At 44.0% G+C, this 13,520-nt stretch carries 6 protein-coding genes; 4 read left to right on the forward strand and 2 right to left on the reverse strand.

Features of this window, described 5'->3' with window-relative positions:
- Positions 1-325 precede the first annotated feature (325 nt).
- Together LA303_RS03730 and LA303_RS03735 are read left to right on the forward strand one after the other, a co-directional pair.
- Positions 326-4,672, forward strand: coding sequence for a CusA/CzcA family heavy metal efflux RND transporter (locus LA303_RS03730; protein WP_240526593.1), 4,347 nt, complete (start codon positions 326-328; stop codon positions 4,670-4,672).
- 10 nt (positions 4,673-4,682) lie between these two features.
- Entirely contained in the window at positions 4,683-5,834 is a 1,152-nt protein-coding gene (locus tag LA303_RS03735) for an efflux RND transporter periplasmic adaptor subunit (protein ID WP_240526594.1), read from the forward strand.
- Between the two features lie 77 nt (positions 5,835-5,911).
- Here the strand turns inward: LA303_RS03735 and LA303_RS03740 are convergent, their stop codons facing one another.
- A complete protein-coding gene (locus LA303_RS03740) occupies positions 5,912-7,483 on the reverse strand; it encodes a serine hydrolase (RefSeq protein WP_240526595.1) in 1,572 nt (523 codons plus the stop codon).
- Between the two features lie 308 nt (positions 7,484-7,791).
- Between LA303_RS03740 and LA303_RS03745 the strand changes: the two genes are divergently transcribed.
- Both LA303_RS03745 and LA303_RS03750 read left to right on the forward strand, forming a co-directional pair.
- Complete coding sequence (locus LA303_RS03745; protein ID WP_240526596.1) at positions 7,792-10,914, forward strand: beta-phosphoglucomutase family hydrolase; 3,123 nt, start codon at positions 7,792-7,794, stop codon at positions 10,912-10,914.
- A gap of 168 nt (positions 10,915-11,082) precedes the next feature.
- A complete protein-coding gene (locus LA303_RS03750) occupies positions 11,083-11,724 on the forward strand; it encodes a uridine kinase (RefSeq protein ID WP_240526597.1) in 642 nt (213 codons plus the stop codon).
- Between the two features lie 56 nt (positions 11,725-11,780).
- On the opposite strand, the gene LA303_RS03755 is transcribed toward LA303_RS03750, so the two are convergent.
- Entirely contained in the window at positions 11,781-13,502 is a 1,722-nt protein-coding gene (locus tag LA303_RS03755; protein WP_240526598.1) for an alpha-amylase family glycosyl hydrolase, read from the reverse strand.
- Positions 13,503-13,520 lie beyond the last annotated feature (18 nt).

Here is a 13,520-nt window from a genome sequence, read left to right on the forward strand (position 1 = left end):
TAAATCCGGTTGTAAAACGGACTGTTGGTTTCTGGCGGATGAAGTTGCCCGACGGTTTGTGGCTTTCTTTTTTGAACTTGTACAATTCCGGCACATCATCGTTTTTCCATTCTGGTATTTTCTGGGTTAGTGAATTTGTTATTTTCTGTGTAATCCGGTTTTTCGTTGTTTTTCGGTAATTTTTACAAGTAAACAAAAACAACTCAACGGCTCTTAATTTCTATCTTTTTGATACATAATTATTTTTAAGAAAATCTTAAGGATAAAAAAGGCAATTGAAAAAAGCGGTTTATTACTTTTGCCATATCATATATCTCCCAAAAATATGTTAGAAAAAATTATTCAATTCAGCTTGAAAAACAAGCTGATCGTCATTCTCTTTACGCTGACGGTCGTAGGATTTGGTTTATTTGCCATTTCTCAGATTCCCATCGGGGCAGTTCCCGATATTACTAATAACCAGGTGCAGGTGATTACTACCTCGCGAGATCTGGCCACCCAGGATGTGGAACAATTCATTACTTATCCCATTGAGCTGGAACTATCGAATGTTCCGGGGGTAAAAGAAATTCGTTCGGTATCCAAATTTGGATTGTCGGTGGTTACCGTGGTATTTGACGATGCCATGGGAACTTATCTGCCGCGGCTGCTGATCAGCGAGAAGTTAAAAAATGCAGAGGAAAAAATTCCGAAAAAGTTTGGAACGCCTCAATTAGGCCCCATTACCACCGGATTGGGTGAGATTTATCAGTATATTCTGGATACTAAGCCGGGATATGATACACTGTATTCGGTGCAGGAATTGCGTACGATCCAGGACTGGATTGTTAAACGGCAATTAGCCGGGATTCCCGGAGTGGTGGAAATCAATACCTGGGGCGGTTATCTGAAACAATATGAAGTAGCGGTAGATCCGCAAAAACTCCGGGCGATGAATACTACCATTGTGGAAGTGTTTGATGCCCTGGAAAAAAACAATGCCATTGCCGGCGGAAGTTATATTGAAAAAGGAGCCCAGAGTTATTTTATCCGTGCAGACGGTTTGGCCAAATCATTAAAAGATATTGGCAATATTGTGGTAAAAAATGTAAACGGTGTACCAGTGCTGATTAAAGATGTGGCACAGGTCAAACTGGGACATGCCAATCGTTTCGGCGCCATTACCGGTAACGGACAGGGCGAGAAGGTGATGGGACAAATCATGATGCTGAAAGGAGCCAATTCGAAAAAGGTAATCGAAGCGGTAAAAAAACGGATTGCCAAAGTGCAAAAGAATTTGCCCGAAGGCGTGTACATTAATCCTTTTCTGGAAAGAAGCGAATTGGTAAACAAAACAACGTTTACTGTAGCCGAAAACCTGATTCTGGGATTTATTATTGTTCTGGGTGTGGTTATCCTGTTGTTGGGTAACCTTCGGTCGGGTTTGCTGATTGCATCGGTAATTCCTTTGGCTTTGCTGTTTACGCTTTCGTTGATGTATATCTTTGGTGTGGATGCCAACCTGATGAGTCTGGGTGCCATCGACTTCGGGATTATTATTGACGGATCAGTAATTATTGTGGAGTTTATCAGCCTTCAAATTCTGCGAAAGTGGGATACGCTGAAAATGATGCCCAAAGAGAACCGGCAAAAGGAGATAGATGAGATAACCTTTAAAAGTACCAACAAAATGATGCACTCGGCAGTGTTTGGCCAGCTCATTATTTTGATTGTGTTTATCCCGGTGTTGACACTTACCGGGGTGGAAGGGAAGATGTTCCGGCCTATGGCATTGACGTTTTCTTTTGCCTTGCTCGGCGCCATGCTGTTTGGGTTTACTTATGTTCCGGTGGCGGCTTCTCTTTTCCTGAAACCGGCCAAAAACCCGAAAAACTTCTCCTTCCGAATGATTGAATGGTTAAAAGGATTGTATATTCCCAGCATCAAATTTGCCTTAAAACACAAAGCGCTTGTGTTATCGGTTTCGGCAGTTTTGTTGATTATCTCGGTTATCACTTTTGGCCGGATGGGGGGTGAGTTTGTTCCGACACTGGATGAAGGCGACTTTGTGATACAACCGATCCTGAAAACAGGAACCTCATTGAGTAAAACCATTGAAACAACGACGCGCATTGAACGTATTTTGCTGAAACAGTTTCCGAATGAGGTTGATCAGGTGGTCAGCCGTATCGGAGCAGCTGAGGTGCCTACTGATCCCATGTCGATGGAAGATGCGGATATTATTATTAAGCTGAAAGACAAAAAGAACTGGACAAAAGCCCATACGAAGGACGAATTGGCCAATGAGTTTAAAAAAGCACTCGAAGTGATTCCCGGTGTGGGATATGAATTTACCCAGCCGATTGAAATGCGCTTTAATGAATTGATTACCGGGGTGCGGGCCGACATTGCCGTGAAAATTTACGGAGAAGATCTGGCCATCCTGAACCAGAAAGCCAAAGAAGCCCGTAATCTGATTGAAGGGATTCCCGGAGCTGCTGATATCAGCGTGGAAAAAGTAGAAGGTCTGCCCCAGATCAGCATTAAATACGACCGGCAAAAACTGGCTAAATTCGGAATGAATGTGGACGAACTGGATAAAATTGTTTCACTGGCTTTTGCCGGTGTGAAAGCCGGTGTGATTTTTACCGGAGAAAAGAATTTTGACCTGGTAGTCCGTTATCAAAATGATTTTAAAAAGAATATCGAAAATGTAAAAGACCTGCGTGTAAAACTGCCTTCCGGAAACAGTATTCCGTTTACCGAATTGGCAGACATTACTTATACCGAAGGTCCGGCAAAAATATCGCGTGACAATACCAAACGGAGAATTGTAGTGGGAATTAATGTCCGTGACCGTGACCTGGAGTCGGTAGTGAAAGATATTCAGAAAAAACTGGGAGCTAACTTGCATTTGCCTTCAGGATATTACATCGAATATGGCGGTCAGTTTGAGAATCTGCGTACGGCAAAAAAACGGCTTACTATTGCCATTCCGGTGGCTTTATTGCTCATCTTCATTCTGTTGCACTTTGCGTTTCAGTCTATCAAAGAGGCCATTATGGTTTATACAGCCATTCCGCTGTCGGCTGTCGGAGGCGTTTTCCTGCTGTGGTTGCGTGATATGCCGTTCAGCATTTCTGCCGGTGTAGGTTTTATTGCCTTGTTTGGTATTGCGGTGCTCAACGGAATTGTACTCATTGAGCATTATAAGAGTCTGAAGGCACAAGGAATGACGAATGTGGATGAACGAATTATCAAAGGTTCGTCTGAACGGTTACGCCCGGTATTGTTGACAGCTGCTGCTGCCGCACTTGGATTCTTCCCCATGGCTTTTTCTCATAATGTGGGAGCCGAAGTACAACGTCCTTTGGCTACAGTGGTCATCGGCGGATTGTTTACTGCCACCCTGCTGACCATGATTGTCTTGCCTGTTCTCTATTCTATTTTTGATAAACCGTTAAAAATCAAAAAAATGAAAAAACCTGCTGGTACGGTTATGCTGATTATTCTGATGCTTGGAATCTTTTACCCGTCAAGCGGATACAGCCAGTCACAACCGGAAGGATTAAAACTTTCGGCCGCGATTGACAGTGCGCTGATTCATAATCAAAATTTTCAGTCGGCCGTGAGTATGACCAAAGAACGGAAGGCGATGATTGGCACTGCCGTTGATTTTGGTAAAACGGATATTTATTATTCGGTAGATGAAAACAATCAGGCAGAACAAGGGTTGCCCTTGCATGTGATGGGCGTTCAGCAGACCTTTGCCTATCCGGGAGTTTATTCGGCCCGGAAAAAGGCACTGAAGAAATCTTACGAAGCCGGACAGGCTGCTTTGAATATTTCCAAAAACAGATTGAAAAAAGAAGTGTCTTCGGTTTATTATCTGATTGTTTATTATCAGAATAAGCTGGAAGCCTACCGCTTTTTGGACAGCCTTTATACCCGTTTTTCGACAGCAGCCGGAAAAAAACTGAAAGCCGGCGAAGGAAATTATCTGGAGAAATTAACGGCAATGTCTAAAAAACAGGAAATCCATACCCGGCGGCTTCAGATCGAAAAAGAACTGGAGATCGCTTACCAGGAATTGTATAAACTGATGGGTGTTCAGCCCTCGGCCCGGATTACCATTACCAAAATGGAGCCGTTGCCCTACCGCGATCAGAGTCTTAGCACCAATCCGTTTTTGCTGAAATTGCAAAAGGAACGTGAAGCGACCTTGTATTTGCATAAAACAGAAAACCGGAAACTGGTTCCGGACCTGAAACTGGAATATTTTACGGGAAAAACCACGGTAGCTGATGCCAAATGGTATCAGGGCTTTACGGTGGGGTTGGCTATCCCGTTGTGGTTTGGTCCGCAAAAATCGCGGGCCAAAGCTACCGGTTTAATGTACCAGGCCGTACAGCAAAAAGAGGTCTATCAGCAAAAAGCGTTGGAAACCAAAAAGAAACAGCTAAAGCAAAAGCTGGAAAAATACCTGGAAGCCATTCGTTATTATCAGGAAAACGGAAAAAAACTGTCGCGGACGCTGCTGCGTACAGCCGACAAGAGTTTTATGGCCGGCGAAATCAATTATTTTCAGTTTATTCAGAGTATGAAAGCCGCTACCGATATCCGTTTGAATTATCTGGATAACCTGCAACAATACAATCAAACCGTTTTAGAACTTCAATACATCGAATTATAATATCATCATCATGAAAAAAAGAAATATTTTAATCATAGCTGTTCTTGCCATTTTTACCCTGGCTTCCTGTGGTTCTTCGTCAACAGAAAAAGAAGCTGCACAAAAACAGACAGCAGAAAAAACAGAGAAAAAAAATCCGGATCAGTTTCTGATTACCGACAAGCAACTGAAAGATTCCGGAATGGCACTGGCCAAAGTAAAAACCGATACTTTTCATTACCAGGTTTCGGCTCAGGGCTCGTTGGAAGTTCCTCCGTACAACAAAGCAAAGATCAGTACGTTTATGCCCGGAAAAGTGGAAGATTTACATCTTCTGGCCGGCGATCATGTTAAAAAAGGAGAGCGGTTGATGGTGATCAATAATCCGGATTTTCTGATAATGCAACAGAATTATCTGAAAGCAAAAGAAGATTTGGTTTATTTGAAAAAAGAATACCAGCGTCAGCAATCACTGGCGGCAGACAGCATTACTTCACAAAAAAAGTTGCAGAAAAGCCGGAACAGCTATTTGAATACGCTGGCTAACTACCAGACTTTAAAACAGCAATTAAAATTATTGCATTTTGACCTGAAACAGATTGAACAAGGGCATTTTTCAGCTTCAGCACCGTTGTATGCGCCCATAAGCGGTTATGTTACCATGCTGAATGTAACCCGAGGCTCGCATGTGAACCCGTCGGATGTAATCATGGAAATTATTGACGATTCGCATATTCATCTTGAATTGAAAGTTTTTGAAAAAGATGTTTTAAAGCTGAAACCGGGGCAGAAGATCGAATTTATGATTCCGGATATGGGTAATCAGACTTTTTGGGGATATGTGCATCTTATCGGGAAAAAAATTGACCCGGAAAGCCGGACGGTTGTAGTACACGGCCATTTAACCGGCAAGCATCCGGCTTTTATTACCGGAATGTATGTGGAAGCCAAAATTTTGACAGGGAGTTTTACGGGATTATCGGTTCCGACTACGGCCATTATCAAACAGGAAGAAAATTATTTTATCCTGAAACTGTTGAAAAAGGATGATAAAGGATATCATTTTGAGAAAGTTCAGGTGATGCCCGGACTGGTAAAAGGAAAAGAAACTCAGATTAAAGCCAATTCGATGATCAAATCCGGGGATACCATTCTTGGCAAAGGCGCTTTCTTCCTTTTGTAAGAACTTGTTTTACAGAATCAAAAAAGCCGGCAGATATTGTTCTTGCCGGCTTTTTTTGATTTTAAGTAGAGAAAATTCTATTCCTTCACCCGGAAAAGATCCAAATCCTGAAAGTCAAAACTAAAGTCGGTAAGCGGAGAGATGGCTTTCATTTTTATTTCCGAAGGGATACCCTGAAAATTGGATTGGAAAAGAACAAAAGCATCGGCATGCATACTGCGGTCCTGCCATTTGGCAATAAAAACATGATCTTTATACCACAACAGCTGTCCTGCCATGCGGGGCGAACGTTTGGATGCCAGCCAAAGGGTATCGTTTTTAAGACTGACGGTTACATCACCAAACCAACGATCGCGGTAAGTTCCGGTAAACATTTTTAAATCGGGGGCTTTCTGTCCGGTTTTTTGCTGCGCTTTGATTTTTTCCCATACCGCTTGGGTAATGGCACGAGCCCGTTTTTCGGCCTTGTCGGTCTTTTGTTTGTATAGCGCTACTCTGTCTATGCCGTGAACGCCGACGTATCCGTCAATAATCTGGTCGCTGACCGCATAAAAGGCTGCACCCGATTCCTGGTTGGTAAGTACAATGATGCCCAGTTTAAGCTCAGGAATCATAACAATTTCCGTAACCATGCCGGCCAGTCCGCCGGTGTGCCAGATTTCTTTGTATCCTTTTACGTCTTTCATAAACCATCCCAGCCCGTAATCAAAAAAATGGGTGTGGTAAATGGTGTCTTTTCTTACGTGAAGAATGGTTTGTGGCGAAAACATTTCATGAGCCTGTTTTTCACTAAAAAGATGATATTGGAGATTGTTCCCGTAACGGCCGTCATTTAACCGGCACTGTACCCATTTGATCAGGTCATGAATGTTTGAGTTAATACCTCCGGCCGGATCGGTCAACGGAAGGTTATAGCGTTCCACAATGGTCAGTTTCCCGTTGGCAAAGGCATGGGCTTCGGCCAGGTCTGACCGGTCTTTTACCCGCTGCAGGCTGGGCGCGCTTTCGGTCATTCCCAGCTTGTCGAAAATATTCTTTTGAACGAAATCTTCCCAACTCAACCCGCTGACGCGATGAACGATTTCTCCGGCAACAACGTACAGCAGGTTGTCGTAAGCAAATGTACTCCGGAAAGGTGTAACCTGCCGGAGGTAACGAAGATTATGAATGAGTTCGGGAAGGGTGAAGTTATTCCCGTCCGGAAAAATCATAAAATCACCGGCCCCCAGTCCCAGTCCGCTACGGTGTGTAACCAAATCGCGAATCCGGAAATCATGAGAAACATACGCACTGTAGAGCTGAAACTCAGGAATGTATTTTTGTACCCGGTCGTCCCAGCTGATTTTTCCCTGATCCACTAAAATGGCCAGAGCCGCTGTGGTAAAAGCTTTGCTGTTGGAAGCAATGGCAAAAAGTGTGTGGGTATCTACTTTTTTCCCGGTTTTAATGGAACGTACGCCGTAACCTTTGGCAAGAAGAACTTTTCCGTCTTTGATGACGGCTACTGCCATGCCGGGCACATCAAAGGTTTTCATGGAACGTTGAACCAGCTGATCGATTTGATGAACCGAAAGGGGTTGCGCCTGACTGATGGTAAAAAGGCCATTGAAAAACAGGGCCAGAATAAAAAAGCGTAAAGTAAACTTCATGATGAATAATTTTTTAAGTACCATACAAACATACGAAATAAGCAAAAGCAGGGATGATGTAGAACGACGAAGCTTTCATACACCATTTCTGCCTGATAACCGGGTAAATTGTTGTTTTAATGTAATGTTTCTGAAAGAAAACCAGGCCTGCAGATAAGCAACTGGTGGTAACTTCACTCGTTTGCATCGGGCTTTTCATCAACCGGAAGAAATGAATTGATGTGCTGGATGCTGAACAGCTTGTTCTTTTATTGTAGTACTGCAAAATAATTCTCACTTTTGCATGGTAAACCTGAAAATCTGAATTTATGTCTTCAACTGCTTTTGATGCTGTCATTTTTGACCTTGACGGTGTAATAACCCAAACAGCTACGGTGCACAGCCGGGCCTGGAAAAAGATGTTTGATGAGTACCTGAAAGCCCGTGCAGAAAAAACCGGCGAACCGTTTCGCGAATTTACCCAAGAAGATTATCTGGCTTATGTGGATGGAAAACCGCGTTATGACGGAGTAAAAAGCTTTTTGGAATCTCGTGGTATTCAGCTTCCAATGGGTACGCCGGAGGATGCCCCGGACAAAGAAACCATCTGTGGGTTAGGAAACAAAAAAAATGAAGATTTTAATGAAGTGTTGCGTAACGAAGGCGTGGAAGTTTATCCTTCCACCGTCGAATTTATGAAGTCTCTGAAAGAAGCGGGAATTCATATTGGTGTAGCATCGTCAAGCAAAAACTGTGAAGCTGTGCTAAAAGCGGCCAAGCTGGAGTATCTTGTGGAGACACGGGTTGACGGTGTGGTATCGGCAGCATTGCATTTGCAGGGTAAACCGGCTCCGGATATTTTTTTGAAAGCTGCTGAAAATCTTGGGGTGAAACCGTACCGTGCTGTAGTAGTGGAAGATGCTGTTTCGGGCGTAGCTGCCGGAAAAAACGGAAATTTCGGATTGGTTCTTGGCGTAGCCCGCGAAGACAACCGGCAGGCTTTACGGCAAAATGGCGCAGACATTGTCGTTGCTGATCTGGCGGAGATCTCGATTGAAAAAATATCCGATTGGTTTAAAAACGGATTGGTCGCCGATAGTTGGAAACTGGAATATTTTGATTACGATACACAAAAAGAACGTTCACGTGAGGCGTTGCTCACGGTAGGAAACGGCTATTTTGGTACACGCGGAGCGATGGAAGAAGCGGATGCCAATGCGGTAAATTATCCGGGAACCTACATTGCCGGGGTGTACAACCGGCTGGTGACTCCGGTTGCCGGAAAGGATGTGGAAAATGAAGACTTTGTCAATTGTCCCAATTGGTTGCCGGTACGGTTTAAAGTGGAAGATGGTCCCTGGCTGGATGTAAATAAAGCAGAAATTCTGGAGATTCATCGCGTGCTGGATTTTAAAACCGGGCTTTTCAAAAGAAGTATGTTGGTAAAAGACGAAGAAGGCCGTGTTAGCCGCGTGGAGTCGGAACGGTTTGCCAGCATGGATAATCCGCATATTGCCGGTTTGCGTTACCGGATTATTCCTCAGAATTATTCCGGAAACATTACTTTTATGAGCGCGTTGAACGGGGCCATTGAGAATGCCGGAGTGGAACGCTACAAGGATTTGAAATCGAAACATTTGAAACCCCTGGAGCAGGGTAGTGACGGAGAAATTGCTTACCTGAAAGTAAAAACGGTACAATCCGACATTGAAATTGCTGAAAGTGCCCGGTTACGCCTTACCAAAAACGGAGCTTTTATCGATGATAATCTGGTACATACCACCGAAAACGGAATGGTTTTTTCGTTTGGTGATCAGTATATTGCGCAGGGCGATGTTTTTGAGATGGAGAAAATCGTCACGATTTTCACTACCCGCGAAGAGCGAAATCCATTGATATCCAGCCTTTCGGCGGCTAAGGCAGCCGGAACTTTTGATGAATTGTTTGCCGATTCTGTCCGACAGTATCAGAAAATCTGGAACGAAATAGATGTTCGTGTTGAAGGAAATCGTCTTTCGCAAAAGCTGTTGCGGATGCATTTATATCATCTGATGGTGTCGGCTTCGCCGCATAATGAAAAACTGGATGCCGGCGTGACAGCACGCGGATTACATGGCGAGGCCTATCGTGGACACATCTTTTGGGATGAATTGTTTATTCTGCCGTTTTATGATATTCATTTTCCAAAAACAGCCCGGTCGTTGTTGATGTATCGTTACCGCCGGCTGGATAAAGCCCGTGAATATGCCCGCGAATACGGATATAAAGGCGCGATGTTCCCTTGGCAAAGTGGTAGCGATGGCAGCGAAGAAACCCAGGTGATGCACCTGAATCCGGTTTCCGGTGAATGGGGCCCGGATCATTCTTCATTGCAAAGGCATGTCTCGCTGGCTGTGGCGTATAATGTGTGGCAATACTTCCATATTTCCAACGACAAAGCTTTTCTGGAACAGTACGGAATGGAAATGATTCTGGAAATTTGTCGTTTCTGGGAAAGCAAAGCCCGGTGGGACGAAAAAACCGGTCGTTATAGCATAGACAAAGTGATGGGCCCCGATGAGTTTCATGAAAAATATCCGGACAGCGACGAAGGCGGATTAAAAGATAATGCCTATACCAACGTGATGACGGCCTGGCTGTTTAAGATGGCCCGTAAATTATGGAACGGGATAAGTGCTGATGCCAAAGAAAAACTCAAACAGTCCATCCATTTTGATGAAAAAGAATTGAATCAGTGGGAAAAAATCCGGAAAAAATTACGGCTGGTGATTTCTGAAGAAGGCATCATTGCACAATACGATGGTTATTTTCAGCTGAAAGAACTCGACTGGGACTATTACCGGAAGAAATACGGCAATGTGTATCGTATGGACCGGTTGCTGAAAGCCGAAGGGAAATCGGCAGATGAGTACAAAGTAGCCAAACAGGCCGATACGCTCATGATATTTTATAACCTAGAGAAGGAAGAAGTGGATGCCCTGCTTGCAGAAATGGGATATACGCTTCCGGAAGATTATCTGCAGAAAAATCTGGAGTATTATCTGGCCCGCACTTCTCATGGTTCTACACTTAGCCGGGTTGTCCATGCGCAATTGGCACAAATGACCGGTAATGAGCAGCTGGCCTGGGAATTGTATTCGGATGCTTTGGCCAGCGATTACAATGATATTCAGGGCGGTACGACAGGTGAAGGAATTCATGTAGGAGTTATGGCCGGAACGGTGATGATTGCGCTCAACACGTATGGAGGGATTAACCTGAAGAAAGAAACCCTGGAGGTTAATCCGCACTTGCCCGAAAGCTGGGATCGGCTGGTTTGTCGGTTTCATTTCAAAGAAACGGCATTTGATGCAGATATCCGGCGAAATCAGGTGAAACTTTCTGCCAGCCGGAAAACCACGGTGAAAATAGCTGAAAAGGATGTGGTAATTGAAAAAGACTACGCTGGATAAATTCAGGGATAAGACTGCTCTGAATGAGTTCAGAAACAACAATCGAGTCGTCTCTCCGGGACTCGGGATGCGGAATCCCGTAGGGATGATTCAACAAGAATCAGGGAATTTATTCCCTGAAAAGACTTAGAGTAGAACACAGATACACAAATCAAAAAATAAAAAATCATGTTAGAAGATGTTTTGTTAATTCAGGATAAACACCGTCGCGTGGGGAATGCCATTGTGGACGAGATTTTAAAGAACAAAAAAGACAAGTTTATTATTGCCATTTCCGGAGAATCGGGTTCCGGAAAATCGGAGCTGACCCATGTGATAGCCAAGTCGTTGCGTCAATATGATATTTTTGCCAAACCGGTGCATCTCGATAATTTCTTTAAAACACTGCCTTTGGAAAGACGGGCCTGGCGCGAAAAACATGGTATTGAGAAAGTCGTGGGAATTCAGGAAATTGACTGGGATGCCGTGCAAAAAACGGTAGATGATTTTAAACACGGACGGACTTCTTCCATGCCGTGTGTGGATTTGGTGACCGAACAGGTAGATACGCTGATCACCGATTTTAAAAATATTGACATGCTGGTATTGGATGGTTTGTATGCTATGCATACCGAAGGAGTGGATTTGCATGTTTTTATCGATCTGACCTATCACGAAACAAAAAAAGCACAAACGGCCCGTGGCAAGGAAAAAACCGATGAAAACCGGATGCGTACACTGGAAGCTGAACACAAAGCTGTCCGGTCGCTTCGTCCCAAAGCCGATTTGCTGGTAACCAAAGCATACGAATTAGAAAAAGTCAAAAAGTAAACCACGCTTGTTGTTGGTGAAACAACAAGCGTTAAAGGTGTGTCCGGTATTTTCCGTTACAATACACCAAGCCACACAAAACCGTGAGGCTCAAGGGTAAAGGTGTGTTTGTCTTCGTTGTAGGCAAAACCATTCAGATTCAGCACAAAAACATGATTGTCCGGTAACGGATGGTTGACTTCCACCGTTTTATCCGACAAGTTGTTTAAAACCAGAATATTTTCTTCCGGGGTTGTTCGTAAATAAGCCAGAATATTTTCGGCAGGTTGTCCGTCAGCACTTAAAACCTCTAAAAATTGGGTTTCTCCTCTGCCAAAAGCCGGATGTTCTTTCCGGGTATTTAACAGTGATTTAATGGTTTGGTAAACTTTTGCATGAAAGTTTTCCGGATCTTTTAAATCGTTTTCCAGTTTTTGCCAGTCAATACGTCCGCGTACCAAAAAGCGGGTATCATCTTTTCCGGTTTTTTGAATTTGTTCGCGGTAATACGCTTCATCATTCAACTTCCCGAATTCATCGCCGTAGTAAACTACCGGGCTGCCGGTGATGGTGAGCATCAACGAGTAAGAAAGTGCAATTTTTCGTTCGTCACGCTGGAAGAGCTCCGACAGCCGGGCTGATATACCTTCGCCTACGCGGAAATCCCATTCGGGTTTGTGGCAATAGTGTTCGTGGATATATTTCCGGTCTTCTTCACTTACGTAAACCAATTCAAGACTCAGTTCGTCGTGGACACGCAAAAAGGTAAGCCATTGGCCAATAGCCGGAATTTCGGGGGTGACTTCCGGACTCAGGGTGTGTATGATAGGCTGCCGGTTTCCCATGGCAATGGCTTTGAACATCATGGGCATTAACGGAAAATGATAAGCAGCATGACATTCATCGCCGTTGCCCATGTATTTGACCACTTCTTTGGGCTTTTGGCAGGCCTCGGCCAGCAACAGCGACCCGGGCTGCACATAGTCAAGGATAGCCCGGAAAAATTTGACGATGGTATGGGTTTTGGGAAGATTCTCGCAAGAGGTTCCTTTTTCTTTCCAGAGGTAAGGGATGGCATCGGCACGAAATCCGTCTACTCCCATGCTTTGCCAGTACAACAAATTCTTAGACATGGCCAGCAACACATCCGGGTTTTTGTAGTTCAAATCGGGCTGAAAGCTAAAAAACCGGTGAAAATAATACCAGTCGCCCAGTGGTTCCCAGTTACTGTCTTCAATGCCTTTGAAAAGCAAACGGGCTTCTCCGTACAAGCTGGTATCTTTGCTCCAGATGTAATAATTACGGTAAGGATTGTCTTCTGATTTTTTGGCTTCCTGAAACCATGGATTTTGGTCAGAAGTATGGTTAATGGCCACATCAAAAATTACCCGGATACCGCGGGAATGGGCTTCTTTCAGGAAATTTCCAAAAACAGCTTCTTGTTCTTCTTTCTCAAAGTTTTCGGGTAAGCCCAGCAGATCGGCACGGATACGGTCGTAATTCCGGATGTCAAAACCGGCATCCCGCATAGGCGAGTCCAGAATGGGTAACAGCCAGAGGCAATTTACGCCTAAATCTTCAAGATAATCGAGTTTGTCGATTAGTCCCGAAAAATCTTTATTGAACAAGTCAACGTAAAGAGAGTAGATTACTGCATCTTTATACCAATCGGTTGGTTCTTCTTCTCCGGATGAGGTTTTTCTGTTGAGTTCCGAAAGAAAATCATCCAGTTTTACGGTTGTGTTTTCAGGATACAGTTCCCTCCAAAGGGTGTATAAACGTTCTTTGTTATTTGTCATAAATGCTGTTTCTGAAAA

It is taken from the genome of Candidatus Sulfidibacterium hydrothermale, from assembly GCF_020149915.1.
GTDB lineage: Bacteria > Bacteroidota > Bacteroidia > Bacteroidales > F082 > Sulfidibacterium > Sulfidibacterium hydrothermale.